Origin of the sequence: Azospirillum tabaci (assembly GCF_014596085.1) — a bacterium.
GTDB lineage: Bacteria > Pseudomonadota > Alphaproteobacteria > Azospirillales > Azospirillaceae > Azospirillum > Azospirillum tabaci.
In genome coordinates, this window is record NZ_JACCJY010000005.1 from 105618 (window position 1) to 126370 (window position 20753).

A 20753-nucleotide genomic window follows, 5' to 3' on the forward strand; every position below is an offset into this window, starting at 1 on the left:
CTCTTCCCTGATCCAATACTAGCGCAAGCCGATGCGCCCGTCCGCAGGCCGTTTCGCCTGCGACGATCTGTGCCGGAGGCGATCTCCGACCGGCGGAATCCCCGGAAGGAGCGCCTACAGCGTGCCGAAGCTGCGGGCCAGCGACCCGGCGATCAAGTACCAGCCGTCCACCAGCACGAAGAAGATGATCTTGAACGGGATCGCCACCATGGTCGGCGGCAGCATCATCATGCCCATCGACATCAGGATCGACGACACCACCATGTCGATGATCAGGAAGGGGAGGAACAGCAGGAACCCGATCTCGAAGGCCCGCTTGATCTCCGAGATCATGAAGGCGGGGACCAGAACGTGCAGCGGCGTCTGCTCGGCGTCGGTCACGTTCTCGATGCGCGCCATGTCCATGAACAGGCGCAGGTCCTTCTCGCTGGTGTGCTTGAGCATGAACTCGCGCAAGGGGGCGACCGTGCGGCGGAACGCCTCCGTCTCGTCGATGTCCTGGTTGATCAGCGGCTGGATGCCCTGATTGTAGGACCGCTCGAACACCGGAGCCATGACGAAGAAGGTCAGAAAGACCGCCAGCGACATCAGCACCGTGTTCGGCGGCACCTGCTGGATGCCCAAAGCCGAGCGCAGGAAGGAAAGCACGATCACGATGCGGGTGAAGGCCGTCATCATGATCAGGATCGACGGCGCCAGCGACAGCACCGTGATGAGCGCGACCATCTGGACGATGCGCCCGGTGGTCGATCCCCCGGCGTCGCCCAGGTCGAAGGTCATGCTCTGCGCCAGCGCCGGCCCGGCGGCCAGCGCCCCGGCCATCCCGACCGCCAGAGCCAGCAGGCCGGCGAGCGCCAGCCGTCTCGTCGTGCCGGTGCCGGTCTTCATGACCGATCCCCGGCGGACGGCGGTGCGGAGGCTTCGGCCAGCGCGCCCTGGAACCCGCCCCGCGGCGCCTGGTCGACCACTTGGTCGCCGAAGGCGCTCAACAGCAGCAGATGCTCGCGGTCGTCGCGGCGGACCAGCACCAGCCGGCGCTTGCCGTCGAGCGGCAGCACCTCGACGACGCCCAGCCGGCGCTGGCGTCCCGACGTGGCGGTCATGCCGCCGAAGCCGATGCGGCGCATCACCCAGGCCACCAGCACGATCAGCGCGATGACGAACATGAGGGCGAAAACGAATTGGATGTACTGGTCGAGGCCCATGGATCAGGTCAGCTCTGTCGGGTCGGCTTGGCCGGCGGGTCGGACGGAAGGTCGCCGGGCGCTGCGGCGGCGGTGCCGCGGCCATAGGCGGCGCTGGCGCGCTGGCGCGCGGTGTGGGGGTCGTGGCGCCCTTCGGCGGCGGCGGCCAGCGTCTCCCTCTGGCGGGTCAGCGCGGCCGCGACGGCGTCCAGCGCGGGAAGCAGGAGTTCCAAGGCGGCGGCCAGCTCGGCGTCGCCGCGGGCGGACTGCGCCTCGGCGCACAGGGCGGCGACGCGGGTGTCGAGCCCGGTGAGGTCCGCCGCCAGTCCCGCCTCCATCTGGTCGCGGGTGTCCTCGAGCGCGGCGGCCAGCGCCTGGATGTCCCGGCGGAGCGGCGCGGTGCCGGTCACGGGACCTCTCCGGGGTCAGGCTCCGCGCCGGTCGGCAGCGTGCCGTTGGCGCGGTAGACGTAGGCGAGGATCTCGGCCACGGCGGCGATGGCCTCGATGGGGATTTCCGAGTCGATGTCCACCGCCGACAGGATCTGCACGAGGTCGGCGTCCTCGCGCACCTTCACGCCGTTGGCGAAGGCCAGCTCCAGGATCTGTTCGGCCACATGGCCCTTGCCGGTGGCGACCACGCGGGGCAGGGATTGGTCGCCCAACTCATACTTCAGCGCGACCGCGACGGGCCGGTTGGGGAGAGGGCGGTGGTTCGGAGTCGGCTCGGACAAGGGGCTCCTGCCGGATGGCCTGTGTCGATGGGCGTATCCTGGCGGAACATGCTTAACGAAGCATGAAGCTCAAGCGTGGCGGCGGAGGATGGGGCGGCGTCATGGATGGGATTCATCTTTGATTAACTGAAACGGCGGAAGATCGGAATGCTGTGATGCATCCCGCCCGCCTTGGTGCGCGCCTTCGCGCGTCCGGGCGGCAGGCCCTCAGACCGGAACCCGGCGATGAATCTCGAGAATCTCGGCCTTTTCAAGCTGATGTCGCGCAAGATGGGCTGGCTGACCGAACGCCAGAACGTGATCGCGCAGAACATCGCGAACGCCGACACGCCGGATTACAAGGGCCGGGACCTGAAGCCCTTCACCTTCCGCGACGCCTTGTCCGACAGCCGCCGCCTTCAGCCCGCCGCGACCAACGCCTCGCATCTCCAGGGAACGCGCGGCGCGGGCGGTCTGAACCAGGAGCAGCGCCAGCGCAATCCCTACGAGACGGCGCCGGACGGCAACACCGTGGTCCTGGAAGAGCAGATGCTGAAGCAGGGCCAGACCGGCATGGACTTTCAAACGATTACGAACCTCTACAAGAAGCAGGTCAACCTGATCCGGTCCTCCATCCGCAGCGGCGGTTAAGAAGCGGCAGGGTTCGGGTCGGCAGGGTTCGGGGCGAAGGAGGCGGAAGATGGATCTCTACACGTCGATGGCAGTGTCCGCGTCCGGAATGAAGGCGCAGGGCACGCGCCTGAAGACCATCGCGGAAAATCTGGCCAACGCCAACACCACGGCGGAAACGCCGGGCGATCTGCCCTATCGGCGCAAGGTCGTGATGTTCCAGAACGCTCTGGACCGCCAGATGGGGGTCGATCTCGTGCGCGTCGCCAAGATCGACGTGGACAAGAAGGACTTCGAGCGGCGCTACGACCCCTCGCACCCCTCCGCCGACGCCGATGGCTACGTGCTGCTGCCCAACGTCAATTCGGTGGTCGAGGCGATGGACATGCGCGAGGCGCAGCGTTCCTACGAGGCCAACCTGTCGGCGGTGGACAGCGCCCGCCAGATGCTGACTCGCACCATCGACATTCTCCGCGCCTGACGCAGCGACGCTTTTTTAAAGGAAGGACGCAGGTCCCATGGTCAACCCGATCAACGCCGCCGCGGCCTACGCGAACACGGCCGCCTCCACGACCGGGCCGGGAATGGCCCCGCGCAACGGCGTCAGCTTCGGCGACGTTCTGGAGCAGACCGCCAAGGAGGTTATCGGCGACCTGAAGCAGGGCGAGACGATGACCGCCAAGGCCGCCGTCGGGCAGGCCGACCTGACCGACGTGGTCCAGGCCGTCACCAACGCCGAGGTGACTCTGCAGACCGTCACCGCCGTGCGCGACAAGGTGCTGTCGGCCTATCAGGAAATCCTGCGCATGCCGATCTGACGGCGGCGCCCCTTCCTTGTGCGAAAGCGCCGCGGGCGAAGCATCATGAGCGAAACCGACGTCATCGAGATCTGCCGCACGTCCATCGTCACGCTGGTGTTGGTGGTGGCGCCGGTTCTGGTTGCCATGATGGTGGTCGGCACGGTCATCTCGGTGTTCCAGGCGGTCACCCAGATCAGTGAGCAGACGCTGGCCATGGTGCCGAAGGTCCTGCTGGTCTTCGGCCTGTCGATCCTGCTGATGCCCTTCATGCTGGGCGAGCTGCGGGCCTTCTTCGAGCATGAGGTCGCCGACCGCATCGTCGCCATCGGCACCGGGGTCAACAGCGTGCCCAACGCCGGAAACCTGCCCGGCGGCGGCGGATGAACCTGCTCCAGCAGTTTCTGGGCGACCAGATCTTCGTCTGGCTGCTGGTGTTCGCGCGCGTCGGGACGGCCTTCAGCATCATGCCGACCATCGGCGACGCCTTCGTCTCCACCCGCACGCGCCTTCTCTTTTCCGTCGCGGTCAGCGTTCTGGTGGCGCCGGTCCTGGGCGACCGCATGCCGCCGATCCCCGACAACATCTTCCGCCTGTTCGTCCTGATCGCCGGGGAGGTGACCGTCGGCATCTTCATGGGCACCGTCGCCCGCCTGCTGATGGGCGCGCTGGAGGTGGCGGGGACGATCATCGCGCTTCAGTCCGGCCTGTCGAACGCGCAGATGTTCAACCCGGCCATGGCATCGCAGGGATCCCTGCCCGGCGCCCTGATGGGGTGGCTGGGGCTGCTGCTGATCTTCATCACCAACCTGCACCACCTGCTGATCATGGCGGTGGTGGACAGCTACACGACCTTCACGCCGGGGGCGGCGATCCCCATCGACGATATGGCGAACGTGGTCGGGCAGTTGGTCGGCAAGTCCTTCATGCTGGGCGTGCAGATGTCAGCGCCGTTCCTGATCTCCGGGATGCTGTTCGCGCTGGCGCTGGGGCTGCTGAACAAGCTGGCGCCGCAGATCCAGGTGTTCTTCCTGTTCACCTCGCTCCAGGTCGCGCTGGGGCTGTTCATGTTCGCCCTGACGCTGGCGGCGATGATGATGTTCTGGCTGACCCATTTCGAGGCCGCCTTCGTCGATTTCCTGAGACCGGGCTGAGCGGGGAGGGATCCGGTGTCCGAAGACGCGGATGAATCATCCAAAACAGAAGAGCCGACGCAAAAAAAGCTCGACGAGGCCCACAAGCAGGGCCAGTTCGCGATGACCCAGGAAATCGGCAACTGGCTGATGATCGCCGCGGCGCTGGTGATCCTGGTCACGACCCTGCCCGGAACGCTGAAGGGCATGGTGCCCCGCCTGAACTTCTTCTTCGAGAACTTGGACCGGATCCCGATGGACCAGGGCGGGGTCGGCGCGGTGCTGATGCGGGTGATGAAGGACATCCTGTGGGCGCTGTGGCTGCCAATTCTGTTCCTGCTGTTTGCCGGCGTGATCGGAACCGTCGGGCAGAAGGGCTTCAACGTCTCCTGGGAACTGATCACGCCGAAGCTTGAGAAGCTGAACCCGATTTCCGGCATCACCAACATGTTCAGCGCCCAGAAGGGCGTCGATCTTCTGAAGAGTTTGGCGAAGGTCGCGGTGGTCGGCGTCGTCGCCTACATCGCGCTCCAGCCGATGATGCTCACCATCGAGCATTTCATCGGCATCGACATGATGCTGCTGCTCCGCGAAATGGACGGACTGACCTTCCGGCTGCTGGCCGGCGTTCTGGCCATCCTGACGCTGATCGCCGGGGCCGACCTGTTCTGGCAGCGCCACAGCTTCGACAAGAAGATGCGCATGACCAAGCAAGAGGTGAAGGACGAGCACAAGCAGGCCGAAGGCGACCCGCACGTCAAGGGACGCATCCGCCAGTTGCGGTTTGAGCGGGCGCGCAAGCGCATGATGGCGGCGGTGCCCAGCGCCGACGTGGTGGTGACCAACCCGACCCACTTCGCGGTCGCGCTGAAATACGACTCCACCACCATGGGTGCCCCGATGGTGGTGGCGAAGGGCGCCGACGCCGTCGCCTTCAAGATCCGTGAGATCGCCGAGGAGAACGGCGTGCCGGTGATGGAGAATCCGCCCCTCGCCCGTGCGCTCTATGCCGCATGCGATATCGACGAGGAGGTTCCGTCCGAGCACTATCGCGCCGTGGCGGAAGTCATTACCTATGTCTTCAAGCTGAAAGGACGCACGGTGCGGAACTGAGGGCCGTTCCCGGACCTTTCCTTGCGGCGAACGGCTGACCTGGAGTTCCGGTGGACGACACGACCTCTTCCTTTGCCGACAGCGCTCCCGCCGGCCACCGCACCGATGGTGTCGCGGGGGCGGGGGAACGGCCCGGCGGCGTCTTCGCCACCTGGGTTTTGGCGGTCCTTCTTCTCGCCGGGCTGGTCGCGGCGGGGACCGGGGTGGTTCTGGACCGCGATCCCCTGGCCTGGGCCGGCCTGACCACCGCCGGAGCGGGTGCTCTGGCGCTGGCGATCCGCATGGTCCGCGCGCGGCGGCGGGTGGCCCGCGTCGGCTCCCTGCTGGGCAGCGCGCTGGAGGGGCTTCCGTCCGGCCAGCTCGTCTGCGACGGGGCCGGGCACGTGGTCTTCGTCAACAGCACCTTCCGCTCCCTGACCGGCTGGAGCGAGGGGGAGCCGCCTCTGCGCGCCCTGGAGCGCCAGTTCGCCGACGATCCGGACAGCGCCGACGCCTTCCGACGCCTGTGCGAGCGGGTGAAGGGCGGCTATTCCGGCTCCATCGAGCTGGCGGTGCGGCAGCAGGGGCGCGCGGCCGAATGGCGCCGCATCCAGGGCCAGCCCATCGATGGGCACGCCGGGGCGGTGATGTGGCGCGTCGAGGACATCACCGCGCGGCGTGAGCTGGAGCAGGTGACCCGCCGTGAGCAGACCCAGCTCGTGGACTTCATGGACCATGCGCCGGTCGGCTTCTTCTCGGTGGACCAGGACGGGCACTTCCAGTTCGTGAACGCGACCCTGGCGAAATGGCTGGGCTGCGCGCCGGAGGATCTGGTCGAGGGCGGGCGCCGCCTTCACGACGTTCTGGCCCATCCGCCCACCGGCGCCGCTCCCTATGACCTGTTGGACGGCGGTGGGCTGGAGCAGCGCGGCGAGATCGCCATGCACGGGCTCCAGGGCCGCCGTTTCCAGGCCTATGTCGCGCAAAGCGTGGTGAGGGGCGAGGACGGGCGGATCTCGCACACCCGCTCCGTCGTGCGCGACCTGACGCCGGAGCGCGAGTGGCAGGAGGCCTTGCGCCTGTCCGAGCAGCGCTTCCAGCGCTTCTTCGAGGACGCGCCCATCGGCATCGCGCTGGTGGACGAGGGCGGGCGGCTGGCCGAATGCAACCAAGCCTTCCTGGCGCTGATCGGCAGCGAGATCGGCAACGTCATCGGGCGGACCATGGCCGACCTGATCGTTCCGGCGGAGCGCGTCATGGTGACCGAGCGGCTGACCGCCGTGCAGGGCGGCGCCGACCCCGCGGCTCCGCTGGAGGTGCGGCTGACCGGAGGGCGCGAGCTGGTGGCCCAGCTCTACGCGCGGCGGCTCGGCGGGGTGGGGCCGGAAGGGGCGGCGGGGCTGATCCTGCACTTCATCGACATGACCGAGCGCAAGGGGCTGGAGGCCCAGTTCGCCCAGTCGCAGAAGATGCAGGCGGTCGGCCAGTTGGCCGGCGGCGTCGCCCACGACTTCAACAACCTGCTGACCGCGATGATCGGCTTCTGCGATCTGCTGCTGCTGCGCCACAAGCCCGGCGACCAGTCCTTCAGCGACATCATGCAGATCAAGCAGAACGCCAACCGCGCGGCCAACCTCGTGCGGCAGCTTCTGGCCTTCTCGCGCCAGCAGACGCTGCAGCCGCGCATCCTCAGCGTAACCGACGTGCTGGCCGAGCTTGGCAACCTGATGCGCCGGCTGATCGGCGAGAACATCGAGTTGAAAATGCTCCACGGCCGGGACATCGGCTACGTCAAGGTGGACCAGAACCAGCTGGAGCAGGTCATCATCAACCTCGTGGTCAACGCGCGCGACGCCATGGCGGGAGGCGGGCGGCTGACCATCGTCACCTCCAACCATGTGGTGGAGCAGGCGCAGCGCCGCGAGCACGAGACGATCCCGCCTGGCGACTATGTGTCCATCGAGGTGATCGACACCGGCTGCGGCATCCCCAAGGAGAATCTCCAGCGCATCTTCGAGCCCTTCTTCACCACCAAGGGCGTCGGGTCGGGCACCGGGCTGGGCCTGTCCACCGTCTACGGCATCGTCCGCCAGACCGGCGGCTTCGTGCTGGTCGAGTCGGAGAAGGGGGAGGGGACGACCTTCACCATCCTGCTGCCCCGCCACAAGGGCGAGGCCCGCCCCGACCAGGGCGAGCCGCGGGAGCGGCGCGGCAGCGACCTGACCGGCTCCGGCACCATCATGCTGGTCGAGGACGAGGACGCCGTGCGCGTCTTTTCCGCCCGCGCGTTGCGCAACAAGGGCTATCAGGTGCTGGAGGCCAAGAACGGCGAGGCAGCGCTGCAGCAGATCGGCACCGATGGCAGCCGGATCGACCTGCTGATCACCGACGTGGTGATGCCGCAGATGGACGGCCCGACCCTGGCCCGCCATGTCCGGCAGATGCGGCCGGACATGCGCGTCATCTTCATCTCCGGCTACGCCGAGGACCGGCTGGGCGAGATCGACGGGGTCGAGGTCGCCCATTTCCTGCCCAAGCCCTTCTCCCTGAAGCAGCTTGCCTCCAAGGTGAAGGAGGTCATCCGGGACGGGAAGTAGCGGCTTGAGGAGTGGCGGCGTCGCTCATTCGACGCGCCAGCCGTGATAGGCCCAGCGTTCCGTTCCCGGAACGTCGAGAGCTTCCCATCCGCGACGCCCGGCGCCGATCGCGCGGTCCGACAGGACGAGCGCGCCCGGCGCCAGGAAGGGTTCGATCAGCCCGCCGATCCACTGGCGGATGCCGTCCTCCGCGTCCTCCCGCGCGCTGCCGATGTCGGCGTGGGCCAGTCGCACCGCACCGCGGAAGCGCTCCGCCGCGGCGGGCAGCGTGTCCCGGAAGTCACCCAGGAACAGCCGGTCCTCATCCGGACGCAGGGAAGCGGGAACGCGCGCCCACATGTCGAAAACCAGGATGTCGCGCGGCGGAAACAGGCTGCGAAGGTGGTCGTAGGTGCGGCCCTTCCCCAGACCGACTTCCATCACCAGACCAGGGATTCCCGCGACGCAGCCGGCGGCCCAGCCAAGCGCGACGCGCTGGGTGGTGAGGCGGTCGATCATGCGGTCGAGCGTGGAGGGGGCAGTCGTCATGTCGGGCTCTTCGGGCGGGTTGGCGGGGCGTCTCCACCTTGAACCCCGCAGTTGGGATTCTGTTGCATCGCCCCCGAACGGTCCTTGCACGGCGCCGGATCGTTCCTAACTTGCGATGAGAACATTCGCGGAACTTAGAGCTTTGCGCAGGAGAACAAAGCTGGTACATTCCCTCTCATCGAATGACCGTTGGTGAGATCGTTGGCCCTGGGGCCGCGGATGTGATCTAACAAGGGGAGACGGGCATGTCGTCCGCACAGCTTCGTTTGGTCGAGAAGGATTCCATGGATAAGCAGAAGGCCCTGGATGCCGCTCTGGCGCAGATCGAGCGCGCCTTTGGCAAGGGCTCGATCATGAAGCTCGGCGCCCGCGAGAACACGGTCGAGACGGAGGTCGTTTCCACCGGCTCGCTCGGCCTCGACATCGCGCTGGGCATCGGCGGCCTGCCGCGCGGCCGCATCATCGAGATTTACGGGCCGGAAAGCTCGGGCAAGACGACGCTGGCGCTGCACGCCATCGCCCAGGCCCAGAAGGGCGGCGGCACCTGCGCCTTCGTGGACGCGGAGCACGCCCTGGACCCGTCCTACGCCCGCAAGCTGGGCGTGAATGTGGACGAGCTGCTGATCTCCCAGCCCGACGCCGGCGAGCAGGCGCTGGAGATCGCCGACACGCTGGTGCGCTCCGGCGCCGTCGACGTGCTGGTGGTCGATTCGGTGGCCGCCCTGGTGCCGCGTGCCGAGCTGGAAGGCGAGATGGGCGACAGCCACGTCGGCCTGCACGCCCGCCTGATGAGCCAGGCGCTGCGCAAGCTGACCGGCTCCATCGCCAAGTCGAACTGCCTGGTGATCTTCATCAACCAGATCCGCCTGAAGATCGGCGTGATGTTCGGCAACCCGGAGACGACGACCGGCGGCAACGCGCTGAAGTTCTACGCCTCCGTCCGTCTGGACATCCGCCGCATCGGCGCGATCAAGGACCGCGAGACGGTGGTGGGCAACCAGACCCGCGTGAAGGTGGTCAAGAACAAGATGGCCCCGCCGTTCCGTGTGGTCGAGTTCGACATCATGTACGGCGAGGGCGTGTCGAAGGTGGGCGAGCTCCTCGACCTCGGCATCCAGGCCGGCGTGGTGGAGAAGTCGGGCGCTTGGTTCAGCTACGACGGCACCCGCATCGGCCAGGGCCGCGAGAACGCCAAGAACTACCTGCGCAACAACCCGGCCACGGCCGACGCCATCGAGGCGAAGATCCGCGGCAACGCCGGCCTCGTCGCCGACGCCATGATGGGCACCCCGGAAACAGACGGGGACGCTGCCACGCCGGAGTGATCCCAAGGCGTCAGGCCGGTTTCGCTGCGTGAAAGCCCCTCTCCGGTCCGCCGGGGAGGGGCTTTTCGCCGTCTTGCCGGAGGGATGGAAAAGCCCTACATTCAGGCTGGGCGGACGGGTGTTCCAGCACCCGTCCGCCGGCCCGGTCCTAGCGGTTCAGGATCTCAAGCAGCAGCTTGAGCGCCCGCAACAGCAGGATCAGGAGTTCGAGGATCTTTCTCATCCGTCGAGCCTCCTTATTGGCGGCGGGGCGGTGGCCCATTCCACCGCCCGTCCGCGCCGACGATCATGCAAATGTGTGGCGCTCCGTCCACGCGGCCTGTCGCCGCGCGGGAGCCCGTCGCGGGCACTCAGTGGACAGCCACCGCAAGTCACGTTAAAAGCACGGTTCGGCCGCGAACAAGGCCGCGCCGCCGATTGTAGCCGACCGTAGCCGGAGCCTGGACAGCTTATGAAGACCGCCAACGACATCCGCCGCACGTTCCTGGACTTTTTCGCGAAGAACGGCCACCAGATCGTGGAGTCGTCGCCGCTGGTTCCGCGCAACGACCCGACGCTGATGTTCACGAACGCCGGCATGGTGCAGTTCAAGAACGTCTTCACCGGGGCGGAACAGCGGCCCTATTCGCGCGCGACCACCTCGCAGAAGTGCGTGCGCGCGGGCGGCAAGCACAACGACCTGGACAATGTCGGCTACACGGCGCGGCACCACACCTTCTTCGAGATGCTGGGCAACTTCTCGTTCGGCGACTACTTCAAGGACGACGCGATCGCCTTCGCCTGGAACCTCGTGACGAAGGAGTTCGGGCTGCCGGCGGACAAGCTGCTGGTCACCGTCCACAGCTCCGACGAGGACGCGGCGGGCATTTGGCGCAAGGTCGCCGGCCTGTCGGACGACCGCATCATCCGCATCCCGACCGACGACAATTTCTGGCGCATGGGCGACACCGGCCCCTGCGGTCCCTGCTCGGAGATCTTCTTCGACCACGGCCCGCACATCGCCGGCGGTCCTCCGGGCTCGCCCGACCAGGACGGCGACCGCTTCATCGAGATCTGGAACCTCGTGTTCATGCAGTATGAGCAGCGCGGTCCCGACGACCTGATCGCCCTGCCGAAGCCGTCGATCGACACTGGCATGGGGCTGGAGCGTCTGGCCGCCGTGCTCCAGGGCAAGCACGACAACTACGACATCGACCTGATGCGGGCGCTGATCGTGGCCTCCGCCGAGGCGACGAAGACCACGCCGGACGGCGCGCACGCCGTCTCGCACCGAGTCATCGCCGACCATCTGCGTTCCTGCTCCTTCCTGATCGCCGACGGCGTTCTGCCGTCGAACGAGGGTCGCGGCTATGTGCTGCGCCGCATCATGCGCCGCGCCATGCGCCACGCCCACATGATCGGGGCTGCCGAGCCGCTGATGCACCGCCTCGTCCCGGCGTTGATCCAGCAGATGGGCGACGCCTATCCGGAGCTGAACCGCGCCCGCGCCCTGATCGTCGAGACGCTGAAGCTGGAGGAGACCCGCTTCAAGCAGACGCTGGAGCGCGGCCTGCGCCTGCTGGAGGACGAGGTCGGCCGCCTGGGCGAGGGGCAACCGCTGCCCGGCGACGTCGCCTTCAAGCTCTACGACACCTACGGCTTCCCGCTCGACCTGACGCAGGACGTGCTGCGCACCCAGGGCCGCCCGGTCGATGAGGCCGGCTTCAAGACGGCGATGGACGAGCAGCGCCGCAAGGCCCGCGAATCCTGGGCCGGCTCCGGCGAGGCCGCGACCGAGAAGCTGTGGTACGAGCTGAAGGACGAGCTGGGCGCCACGGAGTTCTTCGGCTACGACACCGAGGTCGCCGAGGGCAAGGTGACCGCCATCGTCAAGGGCGACGCCCGCGTCGAGCAGGCCGCCGTCGGCGACGAGGTGCTGGTCATCGTCAACCAGACGCCCTTCTACGGCGAGTCGGGCGGTCAGGTCGGCGACGCCGGCGTGATCTTCTCCGCCGAGGGCACCGAGGTCGTCGTCTCCGACACCCAGAAGAAGCTGGGTGCCGTCTGGGCCCATGTCGGCACGGTCACCAAGGGCACGCTGAAGGTCGGCGACGTGGTGGAACTGCGCGTGGACACGGAGCGCCGCTCGGCCATCCGCGCCAACCACTCGGCCACCCACCTGCTGCACGAGGCGCTGCGCCGCCGCCTGGGCGAGCATGTCACCCAGAAGGGCTCGCTGGTCGCCCAGGAGCGCCTGCGCTTCGACATCAGCCAGCCGACCGGCCTGACCCCGGCGGACATCGCCGCGGTCGAGGACGAGGTGAACCGCCGCATTCTCGGCAACAGCGAGGTCGTCACCCGCCTGATGTCCCCGGATGAGGCCCGCGCCTCCGGCGCCATGGCCCTGTTCGGTGAGAAGTACGGCGACGAGGTGCGCGTCGTCTCCATGGGCGGCCCGCACGGCGAGCTGGACCGCGACTACTCGATCGAGCTGTGCGGCGGCACCCACGTCCGCCGCACCGGCGACATCGGCCTGTTCAAGATCGTCGCCGAGGGCGCCGTCGCCGCCGGCGTGCGCCGCATCGAGGCGCTGACCGGTACCGGCGCCAAGGCGTGGCTGTCGGAGCGCGACCATCTGCTGACCGAGGCCGCGTCCGTCCTGAAGGTCCGTCCGGAGGACGTCCCGTCGCGCCTCGCCGCTCTGGTCGACGAGCGCAAGAAGATGGAGCGCGAACTGGCCGAACTCCGCCGTCAGGTGGCCATGGGTGGTGGCGCCAAGGCGGACGGCGGCAACGAGGCCAAGGACGTCGCGGGCGTCAAGTTCGCCGCCCGCGTGGTCGAGGGCTTGCCGGCCAAGGACCTGAAGCCGATGGCCGACGAGCTGAAGAAGCAGGTCGGCTCCGGCGTGGTCGTCCTGATCGCGTCGAACGAGGGCAAGGCGTCCATCGTCGTCGGCGTCACCGACGACCTGACCGCCAAGATCAGCGCCGTCGATCTGGTGCGCGTCGGTGCGGAGGCTCTGGGCGGGAAGGGCGGCGGCGGCCGTCCGGACATGGCCCAGGCCGGCGGTCCGGACGCCGCGCTGGCGCCCGCCGCCGTCGAGGCCATCGAGAAGGCGCTGGCGGCGAACGCCGCCTCCTAACTAACGACGCGTTTCGTCCGGCGCCGCCCGCTCCAAAGCCGGGGCGGGTGCGCTCGGAGGGTGCCGGCGGATCACGAGGCCGGGGCGGTCGGGAATGCCGTAGCGCCGGTATTCCCGCGCCAGTTGGCCGGTCAGGGCCAGCCCGGCCATGCGGACGTCCGCGGCCAGGGAGGCCAGCGGCGCATCCAGCGTCTTGGGCCGGTTGCGCTCCACCAGGAAATGGCCCAGCCACGCCGCGCCATAGCCGACGAGGGGTGCGGCCACAAGCGCCCGCCAGTCACGGCGGGCCAGTCCCACTCCCAGCAGGGCCGCCGCCGACAGCGTGCCGGCGACGTGAAGCGCCCGGTTTGCCGGGTCACGGTGCTGCTCCAGATAAGCGGGCCAGAAGTTCGGATCGGTCGCCATGACGGACTCCTTCCGCGGGGGAACGCCGGGCGGCCCGTGGCGGTTCCGTCTTGCATGACGCCCGCCGTGCTGGAAGGATGCGCGGATCAACGAACAATACCGCGGAATCGATTGGCATGCGCTTCACCGGCACCGACTCTTACGTCGCCACCGACGATCTGATGGTGGCCGTCAACGCGGCCATCACGCTTGAGCGCCCGCTGCTGGTGAAGGGGGAGCCGGGAACCGGCAAGACCGTGTTGGCCCAGGAGGTCGCCCGCGCCCTGAACAAGCCGCTGCTCGCCTGGCACATCAAGTCCACCACCAAGGCGCAGCAGGGCCTCTACGAGTACGACGCCGTCAGCCGCCTGCGCGACAGCCAGCTCGGCGAGGAGCGGGTGCACGACATCGGCAACTACATCGTGCGCGGCAAGCTGTGGGAGGCGTTCGAGGCGCCGGAACCCCCCGTGCTGCTGATCGACGAGATCGACAAGGCCGACATCGAGTTTCCCAACGACCTGCTGCTCGAACTCGACCGCATGGAGTTCCACGTCTACGAGACGCGGCAGACGGTCAAAGCGGCACGGCGTCCCCTCGTCATCATCACATCGAACAACGAGAAGGAGCTGCCGGACGCCTTCCTGCGCCGCTGCTTCTTCCACTACATCCGCTTCCCCGATCGCGACACGATGGAGCGGATCGTGGACGTCCATTATCCCGGCCTGAAGCAGGACCTGCTGCGCGAGGCGATGACGCTGTTCTACAGCCTGCGCGAGGTGCCGGGACTCAAGAAGAAGCCCTCCACCTCGGAGCTTCTCGACTGGATCAAGCTGCTGATGGTCGAGGACGTGGACCCCGAGACCCTGCGCGCCAAGGACGCCCGCAGCCTGATCCCGCCGCTGTGCGGTGCGCTCCTGAAGAACGAGCAGGACGTTCACCTGCTGGAACGGCTGGCTTTTCTCGCCAAGCGGGAAGGGCGCTAGGAAGCGCTTGACCGCGGCCGACCTTCTGGGGCAGCCTGAACCCATGCAATCGACCCCGCACCTGAACCGAATGCGAATTACCGCCCCGGCGCTCTGACAGAGGGCGCCGGACCGCGAGCGTTCGTTTTCGCAATCTGGTGTGGAGTGTGGCGTGTCCGTGCGCCCTGGGTCTTCCGGAACCCGCAATCCGGTCCATCACGATCCCCTGACCCATTCCTTCACGCGTGCGTTGCGCCATCCGGCGGAGCGAATGCGGGGCTCCGCGCGAATTATCGTCCCGGTCCGCTGACGCGGGCCGGGTTTCGCGCCTTCCTTTTCCGCCCCCAATTCGTTCCCTCCGCCCGAGGACTCCCGCGATGCCGTCCGCGCACGCCACCCGTCTGCCTTCCGTTTCCGTCCGCCATGATGCTGAAGACCGTCTGCCGTCCTGGCTCCCCCTCTCCGCCATCGAGGACGCCGCCGAGCGTCTGCATGGGCGGATCGTCCGCACGCCGCTGCTGCCCGCGCCGGCGCTGGGGCGTGACGTCTGGCTGAAGGCGGAGACCTTCCAGGCGACTGGCGCCTTCAAGGAGCGTGGCGCGCTGAACCGGCTGCTGCGCCTGACGGCGCTGGAGCGCGCGGCGGGCGTCGTCGCCATGTCGGCGGGCAACCACGCCGCCGGTCTGGCGCTGCACGCCCAGCGGCTCGGGGTGGCGGCGACCATCGTCATGCCGGTCACCGCGCCGCGCTGCAAGGTGGAGCGGACGGAGGCGCTGGGTGCCGAGGTCGTGCTGTCCGGGTCCAATGTGGGAGAGGCGAAGGCCCGCGCGCTGCAACTGGCGGCGGAGCGGCGGCTGACCTTCGTGCACCCCTACGACGATCCGGACGTGATCGCGGGGCAGGGGACGGTGGGGCTGGAGGTGCTGGCCGACCGCCCGGACCTCGACACGCTGGTGGTGCCAGTGGGCGGCGGCGGTCTGCTGGCCGGGATGGCGGCGGCGGTGAAGGCTTGCAAGCCCTCCGTCGCCGTGGTCGGGGTGCGGCTGGCGCGGCGGCGGGGGCCGACCCTCGCGGACGGCATCGCCGTGGACGCGCTGGGCAAGCTGCCGCAGGCGCTGCTGGTCGGCTTCGTGGACGCCCTGGTCGAGGTGGAGGAGGGGGAGGTCGCGGCGGCGATGCGGACCCTGCACGGCTCCTTCGGCATGGTGGCGGAGGGCGCCGGTGCCGCCGCGGTCGCGGCCCTGCTGGCCGGGAAGGCGACGGCGGAGGGCCGGACCGTCGCCGTGCTGTCCGGCCGCAACGTGGATTCCGACACGCTGGTGCGGACGCTCGCCGCCGCTTGATCGACATCAAAGACCACAAGCGGGGACGGGGCGCAGGATCGACCTGCGAGCGCCCCGTCCGCAGGGTGGTTGGCCTCGCAGGCAAAGGCCGGCTGTTCCCGTGACTCGTCTGGTGTCCCTTCTCGCGCTTGTGGTTCTGGTCGTCGGGCTTCTCGGCGGTGCCGCACCCCTGCGCGTGCCGGACCTCCCGGCGCCGCACTGCGAATCCACCGCGGTGCAGGATGCCGCGGACTGCGACATCCACCATTCGACGGACAGCCCGGTTCCGGGAAAGACCCACGCACACGGCGCCGCGGGGTGCCTCTGCCTCAATGGGGCCTGCGACCTGACCGGTCTGCCAGCCCGCATCGGCGTGCCCTTCGGCCATCGCCTCGCGACCCTGCTTCCTGGCGCGGACGCCGAACCCGCCGCCACCACCCACGCGCCGCCGCTGCCACCGCCGCGCGCCTGACTCCCGCCGTTCCGTCGCCTTTTCCCCGACCTGCGGACGCGTCACGACCCGTGCCCGGACCTGTGCTCTTCGAGGCACCGGCGCGCCCGCCGAACACGCGCGAGTCACCCCATGACCATGACCCACTACATGGAATTGCTGGCCGTCAACCAGCCCTGGAACTTGCTGATCTTCATGGCGGTCCCCGTCATCCTGGCCGAGACGGTGGCGATCAGCGAACTGTACCTGCTCTACACCCGCGACTATGACGGCCCGGTGCGGCGGCTGAACCGCTGGGCCGGCATCACCGTCGGCGTCTATTTCACGGGCGTCTTCGTGTATCTGATGCAGAACGCGGTCGTTCCGCTGACCGCGTCCGGCGGCTGGCGCGGGCCGGCCGACGTGCTGGCGGTGGGCTTCTACCTCGCCGGCATCGTCCCGCTCGGCGGCATCGCGCTCCTGGACCTCGGGCTGATCGGCCGGGGCCGCGGCGAGCATGGCCGCATGGCGATCCACGCGGCCCTGGTCGGGCTGTTCCTGATCGTCGCCCACATCGCCATGATCTTCGGCATGCTGGACCCGACGCTCCTTACCGATGCCGCCGCGGTCGGCGGGCACACGATGCACTGAACGGATGTAGGCTTTCCCTCTCCCGCGCCGGGAGAGGGAAGGGGCCTGCCCAAGGCGCGTGAAGGGTGAGGGTTCTGCCGAGAATCAGCATCTGATCCTCGCACGACCCTCACCCGGCCCTTCGGGCCACCCTCTCCCGGGGCGGGAGAGGGGTTTCAGGGCGCCATGAACACGCTGCGGTGCCGGCCGATCTCGCCGCTGGTCAGGTCGCGCGCCAACACCGTCACGTCGGTCGACCCCGGCGTCGCAGCGCCCCGCGGCACGCGGACGAAGATGCGGTAGGTCGCCACCGAATCGGCTTCCGCGGCGAGCGTCAGCGAACTTCCCGACTGGGCGTCCACGCTGGCGACCGACAGGTCGGCGTTCGCCAAACCCTCCACCGACAGCCGGTAGGTCCGCGCCTCGTGGGTCTTGTTGAGGATCTTGATGGTGTAGGCGTTCTGCACGTCGCCGTTCGACTGCTGCACATAGAGCGGCGCGCGGTCGCGCAGTACGCTGACGTCCAGCGTCGGGCGCATCGCGAGGGAGATCGCCATGGCGCCGGCCACCACGAGGATGATGAGCGCGTAGATCACCGTGCGCGGGCGCAGCAGCCGAACCGGGGCCGCCTGACCGTCAGCCTTGGCGACCTGATTGGAGCGGTTGTCGAACAGGATCAGGTCGCCCGGACGTCCGACCTGGGCCATCACGTCGTTGCAGGCGTCCACGCACAGGCCGCAGCCGATGCAGGAGATCTGCTGGCCCTTGCGGATGTCGGTGCCGGTCGGGCAGACATGGACGCACAGCTTGCAATCGATGCAGTCGCCCAGCCCCTCCGCCGACCGCTCCTCCCAACTCTGCGACTTGCGCAGCGGCGCGCGCCCTTCGCCGCGCCAGTCCTGGTAGGTGACGACATAGGTGTCCTCGTCCACCATCGCCGCCTGGAAGCTGCGCCACGGGCAGACGTAGATGCAGATCTGCTCGCGCGCCCAACCGGCGAAGAAATAGGTCGTGGCGGTGAACAGCCCGGCGAAGGCCAGCACCTTCCACGACACCTCGCCCGTCGCGATCTCGCGCAGCAGGGTCGGGGCGTCGTTGAAGTAGAAGATCCAGGCGCCGCCGGTGACCAGGGAGATCGCCAGCCAGATGGCGTGCTTCGACGCCTTCAGCCCCAGCTTGCGCGCCGACAGCGGCGCCTTGTCGAGCCGGATGCGCTCGGTGCGCGGGCCTTCCAGCTTGCGCTCCACCCACATGAACAGGTCGGTCCAGACCGTCTGCGGGCAGGCGTAGCCACACCAGATGCGGCCGAGCAGGGTGGTCGCGAAGAAGATGCCGAAGGCGCCGATGATGAGCAGGCCGGTCAGGTAGTAGACCTCCTGCGGCCAGATCTCGATCCAGAAGAAATAGGCGCGGCGGCCCACCATATCGACCAGCACCGCTTGGTCGGGAATGCCCGGCCCGCGCTCCCAGCGCAGCCAGGGCGTGACGTAATAGATGCCGAGCAGGACCGCCAGCGCCAGCCATTTCAGGCGGCGGAAGCGGCCATGAACGTCGGCGGCGTAGACCTTGGGGCGCTGCACGAACCAGCGCTCGCGCGGCTGGTCGGCATCATGGGCGGTGGGGGAGGTGAGGGACATGGCGTGCGACCTTGCTTTGACGCGACGGTCAACCTAGCCCCTCTTTTATAAGCCTTCTGTGATGTAGTCACACTGCGGTAAATCAGCCGCCGCGGCGGCAAAATGGGTCTAGACCGCCTCGCCGCGCAGTTCGGCCAGCCCGTCCTCATAGGCGCGGTCGAACAGCGATTCCAGCCGCGCGTCGGTGCCGCGCAGGCCGGCGACGACCGCGTGCGCCCACTCGAAATACTCGATCTTGCGTTCCAGCGGCCAGTCGGCGGGCGGGCTGTGCGCCATCGAGCGCAGGTTGGACACCTTGTCGGCCAGTTTCACCAGCTTGGCGCGGGAGGAAGCGGTGGGGGCGGCGTCGATCTGCCGCTGCTTGCGCTCCGCCTTGCGCAGGCGCTTGTCGTCGGTGGTCTCGGCGACGACGCCGGCGACCTCCGCTCCGAAATGCTGCTCGATCTCCTCATAGGAGGCGTCGGTGTCCTCCAGCGTGTCGTGCAGCAAGGCGGCGATGACCACCACCGGGTCCTGGCCCGCCGTCGCCTCGGCGCACAGGAACGCCACTTCCGACAGGTGGTTGAGGTAGGGCTCGGCGCGCACGCCCTTGCGGCGCTGGTCGATGTGCTTGTGCGCGGCGAACTCCAGCGCGCGGGCGAAGTCGAGAAGGGCTGTCATGGCGTTCCTGGCGGGTCGGCGCTACGATGCGGGCGGATGGGGACGAAACCCCACGGGGGGAAGCGGCATGTTCACGGGTTTCTTCTTCGAACTGCGCAAGGCGGGCGTGCCGGTCTCGCTGAACGAGTACCTGACGCTCATGGAGGCCATGAAGCGCGGCGTCGCCGCCTTCCGCGTCGAAGACTTCTATTACCTCAGCCGGGCCTGTCTGGTGAAGGACGAGCGCAATCTCGACCGCTTCGACCGGGTGTTCGGACAGGTCTTCAAAGGGCTGGAAGGGGCGGAGGGCGCCGGGGGCGACGAGATTCCCGTGGTCGACCTGCCGGAGGAGTGGCTGCGCAAGCTGGCCGAACGCTTCCTGACCGAGGAGGAGAAGGCGCAGATCCAGGCGCTGGGCGGCTGGCAGAAGCTGATGGAGACGCTGGCGGAGCGGCTGGCCGAACAGAAGGGTCGGCACCAGGGCGGTTCCAAATGGATCGGCACCGCCGGCACCTCGCCCTTCGGCGCCTACGGCTACAACCCGGAAGGCGTGCGCATCGGCCAGAAGGAATCCCGCCACCGCCGCGCCGTGAAGGTGTGGGACAAGCGGGAATTCAAAAATCTGGACGATCAGGTCGAGATCGGCACCCGCAACATCAAGGTGGCGCTGCGCCGGCTGCGCAAGTTCGCCCGCACCGGGGCGGCCAGCGAGTTGGACCTGCCCGGCACCATCCGCGCCACCGCCAGCAACGCCGGCTGGCTGGACCTGAAGATGGTGCCGGAGCGGCACAACACGGTGAAGGTGCTGCTGTTCCTCGACATCGGCGGCTCGATGGACGACCACATCCGGCTGGTCGAGGAGCTGTTTTCCGCCGCGCGGGGCGAGTTCAAGCATCTGGAGCACTTCTACTTTCACAACTGCGTTTACGAGAGCGTGTGGCGCGACAACAAGCGCCGCCACGACGAGCGCACCCCGACCTGGGACGTGCTGCACACCTATCCCGCCGACTACAAGTTGGTTTTCGTCGGCGACGCGGCGATGAGTCCCTACGAGATCGTCTATGCCGGCGGCAGCGTCGAGCATTGGAACGAGGAGCCGGGGCAGGTCTGGCTGCAGCGGATGCTGTCGGTCTACAGCCGCGCCGTCTGGCTCAACCCCACGCCGGAATCCCGCTGGGGCTATACGGAAAGCACCCGCATGCTGCAGCGGCTTTTGGGCGGGCGCATGTACCCGCTGACGCTGCAGGGGCTGGACGCCGCGATGCGGGAACTGGTGCGGTAACGGCACCGTCCGGCCTCTTTCAACACTCCACTTGTTCGCTTGTAAACGGATGGCGCGGAGCGGCGTCCGCCGGCGCGATAGCTTTTCAATCTCTGGCTGAGACAACCTTCTGCAAATGCGTCTATTGAAACTGAATTGTCTCAGTAATTGAACGAGTTTACGCCTTATCCAAAGACCATGAGGTCCGAGTCGCAAAGTTAAGTATCTGAACAATGTCTGAATCGGTATTTCCATCCGATACAAACTTGGTCAAGCTATCGTTTGTTTTAAACGTTGATCGTCATTTTTGCGGCTTGCTGGCAACATTGAACGTCAAACAGTTATTGAGAATCGTTCTCTCTTGAACGC

At 67.8% G+C, this 20753-nt stretch carries 22 protein-coding genes; 14 read left to right on the forward strand and 8 right to left on the reverse strand.

Annotated elements, in window-relative coordinates; genetic code table 11:
• Nucleotides 1-114: 114 nt before the first annotated feature.
• Genes fliP through H0B54_RS08655 form a run of 4 tightly spaced genes read right to left on the reverse strand, consistent with a single transcriptional unit; the run spans nucleotide 115 to nucleotide 1917 of the window.
• The gene (fliP, locus tag H0B54_RS08640; protein WP_188259968.1) at nucleotides 115-888 is read right to left on the reverse strand and encodes a flagellar type III secretion system pore protein FliP; all 774 of its coding nucleotides are present in this window, start codon (nucleotides 886-888) and stop codon (nucleotides 115-117) included.
• Nucleotides 885-1205 carry a FliO/MopB family protein gene (locus H0B54_RS08645; protein ID WP_188259969.1) on the reverse strand — a complete coding sequence of 107 codons (321 nt, stop codon included), beginning with the start codon at nucleotides 1203-1205 and terminating at the stop codon, nucleotides 885-887. Before H0B54_RS08645 ends, fliP begins: the two co-directional genes overlap by 4 nt.
• Before the next feature lie 8 nt (nucleotides 1206-1213).
• Complete coding sequence (locus tag H0B54_RS08650) at nucleotides 1214-1594, reverse strand: hypothetical protein (RefSeq protein WP_188259970.1); 381 nt, start codon at nucleotides 1592-1594, stop codon at nucleotides 1214-1216.
• Entirely contained in the window at nucleotides 1591-1917 is a 327-nt protein-coding gene (locus H0B54_RS08655) for an EscU/YscU/HrcU family type III secretion system export apparatus switch protein (protein WP_094302994.1), read from the reverse strand. Before H0B54_RS08655 ends, H0B54_RS08650 begins: the two co-directional genes overlap by 4 nt.
• 225 nt (nucleotides 1918-2142) lie before the next feature.
• On the opposite strand from H0B54_RS08655, the gene flgB reads away from it, so the two are divergent.
• Genes flgB through H0B54_RS08690 form a run of 7 tightly spaced genes read left to right on the forward strand, consistent with a single transcriptional unit; the run spans nucleotide 2143 to nucleotide 8145 of the window.
• Nucleotides 2143-2547: a flagellar basal body rod protein FlgB gene (flgB, locus tag H0B54_RS08660; RefSeq protein WP_094302993.1), complete on the forward strand. Its 405-nt coding sequence runs from the start codon at nucleotides 2143-2145 to the stop codon at nucleotides 2545-2547.
• A 49-nt stretch (nucleotides 2548-2596) separates the two neighbouring features.
• Nucleotides 2597-3007, forward strand: coding sequence for a flagellar basal body rod protein FlgC (flgC, locus tag H0B54_RS08665; protein WP_094302992.1), 411 nt, complete (start codon nucleotides 2597-2599; stop codon nucleotides 3005-3007).
• 37 nt (nucleotides 3008-3044) lie between these two features.
• Complete coding sequence (fliE, locus tag H0B54_RS08670) at nucleotides 3045-3344, forward strand: flagellar hook-basal body complex protein FliE (RefSeq protein ID WP_014240969.1); 300 nt, start codon at nucleotides 3045-3047, stop codon at nucleotides 3342-3344.
• Nucleotides 3345-3389: 45 nt separating this feature from the next.
• On the forward strand, nucleotides 3390-3710 hold the full coding sequence (locus H0B54_RS08675; protein ID WP_094302991.1) for a flagellar biosynthetic protein FliQ: 321 nt from the start codon (nucleotides 3390-3392) through the stop codon (nucleotides 3708-3710).
• Entirely contained in the window at nucleotides 3707-4477 is a 771-nt protein-coding gene (fliR, locus tag H0B54_RS08680; RefSeq protein WP_188259971.1) for a flagellar biosynthetic protein FliR, read from the forward strand. Before H0B54_RS08675 ends, fliR begins: the two co-directional genes overlap by 4 nt.
• A gap of 15 nt (nucleotides 4478-4492) precedes the next feature.
• A complete protein-coding gene (gene flhB / locus H0B54_RS08685; RefSeq protein WP_188259972.1) occupies nucleotides 4493-5569 on the forward strand; it encodes a flagellar biosynthesis protein FlhB in 1077 nt (358 codons plus the stop codon).
• A 50-nt stretch (nucleotides 5570-5619) separates the two neighbouring features.
• Nucleotides 5620-8145 carry a PAS domain S-box protein gene (locus H0B54_RS08690; protein ID WP_188259973.1) on the forward strand — a complete coding sequence of 842 codons (2526 nt, stop codon included), beginning with the start codon at nucleotides 5620-5622 and terminating at the stop codon, nucleotides 8143-8145.
• 24 nt (nucleotides 8146-8169) lie between these two features.
• On the opposite strand, the gene H0B54_RS08695 is transcribed toward H0B54_RS08690, so the two are convergent.
• A complete protein-coding gene (locus H0B54_RS08695) occupies nucleotides 8170-8673 on the reverse strand; it encodes a class I SAM-dependent methyltransferase (protein WP_188259974.1) in 504 nt (167 codons plus the stop codon).
• A 245-nt stretch (nucleotides 8674-8918) separates the two neighbouring features.
• Here H0B54_RS08695 and recA point away from each other — a divergent pair, with 245 nt between their 5' ends.
• Both recA and alaS read left to right on the forward strand, forming a co-directional pair.
• Nucleotides 8919-9998, forward strand: coding sequence for a recombinase RecA (gene recA, locus H0B54_RS08700; RefSeq protein ID WP_094302986.1), 1080 nt, complete (start codon nucleotides 8919-8921; stop codon nucleotides 9996-9998).
• 451 nt (nucleotides 9999-10449) lie between these two features.
• Entirely contained in the window at nucleotides 10450-13119 is a 2670-nt protein-coding gene (gene alaS / locus H0B54_RS08705) for an alanine--tRNA ligase (protein ID WP_188259975.1), read from the forward strand.
• Here alaS and H0B54_RS08710 read toward each other — a convergent pair whose 3' ends face one another.
• On the reverse strand, nucleotides 13120-13524 hold the full coding sequence (locus H0B54_RS08710) for an Mpo1-like protein (protein WP_188259976.1): 405 nt from the start codon (nucleotides 13522-13524) through the stop codon (nucleotides 13120-13122).
• A gap of 116 nt (nucleotides 13525-13640) precedes the next feature.
• On the opposite strand from H0B54_RS08710, the gene H0B54_RS08715 reads away from it, so the two are divergent.
• The 4 genes from H0B54_RS08715 (at nucleotide 13641) to H0B54_RS08730 (ending at nucleotide 16868) form a co-directional block, all read left to right on the forward strand.
• Nucleotides 13641-14486 carry an AAA family ATPase gene (locus tag H0B54_RS08715; RefSeq protein WP_137138967.1) on the forward strand — a complete coding sequence of 282 codons (846 nt, stop codon included), beginning with the start codon at nucleotides 13641-13643 and terminating at the stop codon, nucleotides 14484-14486.
• Nucleotides 14487-14842: 356 nt separating this feature from the next.
• Nucleotides 14843-15808 carry a threonine ammonia-lyase gene (locus H0B54_RS08720; RefSeq protein ID WP_188259977.1) on the forward strand — a complete coding sequence of 322 codons (966 nt, stop codon included), beginning with the start codon at nucleotides 14843-14845 and terminating at the stop codon, nucleotides 15806-15808.
• A gap of 100 nt (nucleotides 15809-15908) precedes the next feature.
• Nucleotides 15909-16259, forward strand: a complete 351-nt coding sequence (locus tag H0B54_RS08725; protein ID WP_188259978.1) for a hypothetical protein — start codon at nucleotides 15909-15911, stop codon at nucleotides 16257-16259.
• 111 nt (nucleotides 16260-16370) lie between these two features.
• Nucleotides 16371-16868, forward strand: a complete 498-nt coding sequence (locus H0B54_RS08730) for a DUF6803 family protein (RefSeq protein ID WP_188259979.1) — start codon at nucleotides 16371-16373, stop codon at nucleotides 16866-16868.
• A gap of 155 nt (nucleotides 16869-17023) precedes the next feature.
• Here H0B54_RS08730 and ccoG read toward each other — a convergent pair whose 3' ends face one another.
• Together ccoG and H0B54_RS08740 are read right to left on the reverse strand one after the other, a co-directional pair.
• Nucleotides 17024-18484, reverse strand: a complete 1461-nt coding sequence (ccoG, locus tag H0B54_RS08735) for a cytochrome c oxidase accessory protein CcoG (RefSeq protein ID WP_188259980.1) — start codon at nucleotides 18482-18484, stop codon at nucleotides 17024-17026.
• Between the two features lie 108 nt (nucleotides 18485-18592).
• On the reverse strand, nucleotides 18593-19144 hold the full coding sequence (locus H0B54_RS08740; RefSeq protein WP_188259981.1) for an HD domain-containing protein: 552 nt from the start codon (nucleotides 19142-19144) through the stop codon (nucleotides 18593-18595).
• A gap of 67 nt (nucleotides 19145-19211) precedes the next feature.
• Between H0B54_RS08740 and H0B54_RS08745 the strand changes: the two genes are divergently transcribed.
• Nucleotides 19212-20405 (forward strand): vWA domain-containing protein, encoded by a 1194-nt coding sequence (locus tag H0B54_RS08745; RefSeq protein ID WP_188259982.1) that lies wholly within the window; start codon nucleotides 19212-19214, stop codon nucleotides 20403-20405.
• Nucleotides 20406-20753 lie beyond the last annotated feature (348 nt).

What these genes read in the sequence shown, in the direction of transcription:
- fliP (WP_188259968.1), bottom strand. Translation starts at nt 888, where the DNA reads ATGAAGACCGGCACCGGCACGACGAGACGGCTGGCGCTCGCCGGCCTG.
- H0B54_RS08645 (WP_188259969.1), bottom strand. Translation starts at nt 1,205, where the DNA reads ATGGGCCTCGACCAGTACATCCAATTCGTTTTCGCCCTCATGTTCGTC.
- flgB (WP_094302993.1), top strand. Translation starts at nt 2,143, where the DNA reads ATGAATCTCGAGAATCTCGGCCTTTTCAAGCTGATGTCGCGCAAGATG.
- flgC (WP_094302992.1), top strand. Translation starts at nt 2,597, where the DNA reads ATGGATCTCTACACGTCGATGGCAGTGTCCGCGTCCGGAATGAAGGCG.
- fliE (WP_014240969.1), top strand. Translation starts at nt 3,045, where the DNA reads ATGGTCAACCCGATCAACGCCGCCGCGGCCTACGCGAACACGGCCGCC.
- H0B54_RS08675 (WP_094302991.1), top strand. Translation starts at nt 3,390, where the DNA reads ATGAGCGAAACCGACGTCATCGAGATCTGCCGCACGTCCATCGTCACG.
- fliR (WP_188259971.1), top strand. Translation starts at nt 3,707, where the DNA reads ATGAACCTGCTCCAGCAGTTTCTGGGCGACCAGATCTTCGTCTGGCTG.
- H0B54_RS08695 (WP_188259974.1), bottom strand. Translation starts at nt 8,673, where the DNA reads ATGACGACTGCCCCCTCCACGCTCGACCGCATGATCGACCGCCTCACC.
- recA (WP_094302986.1), top strand. Translation starts at nt 8,919, where the DNA reads ATGTCGTCCGCACAGCTTCGTTTGGTCGAGAAGGATTCCATGGATAAG.
- alaS (WP_188259975.1), top strand. Translation starts at nt 10,450, where the DNA reads ATGAAGACCGCCAACGACATCCGCCGCACGTTCCTGGACTTTTTCGCG.
- H0B54_RS08710 (WP_188259976.1), bottom strand. Translation starts at nt 13,524, where the DNA reads ATGGCGACCGATCCGAACTTCTGGCCCGCTTATCTGGAGCAGCACCGT.
- H0B54_RS08715 (WP_137138967.1), top strand. Translation starts at nt 13,641, where the DNA reads ATGCGCTTCACCGGCACCGACTCTTACGTCGCCACCGACGATCTGATG.
- H0B54_RS08720 (WP_188259977.1), top strand. Translation starts at nt 14,843, where the DNA reads ATGCCGTCCGCGCACGCCACCCGTCTGCCTTCCGTTTCCGTCCGCCAT.
- H0B54_RS08730 (WP_188259979.1), top strand. Translation starts at nt 16,371, where the DNA reads ATGACCATGACCCACTACATGGAATTGCTGGCCGTCAACCAGCCCTGG.
- ccoG (WP_188259980.1), bottom strand. Translation starts at nt 18,484, where the DNA reads ATGTCCCTCACCTCCCCCACCGCCCATGATGCCGACCAGCCGCGCGAG.
- H0B54_RS08740 (WP_188259981.1), bottom strand. Translation starts at nt 19,144, where the DNA reads ATGACAGCCCTTCTCGACTTCGCCCGCGCGCTGGAGTTCGCCGCGCAC.
- H0B54_RS08745 (WP_188259982.1), top strand. Translation starts at nt 19,212, where the DNA reads ATGTTCACGGGTTTCTTCTTCGAACTGCGCAAGGCGGGCGTGCCGGTC.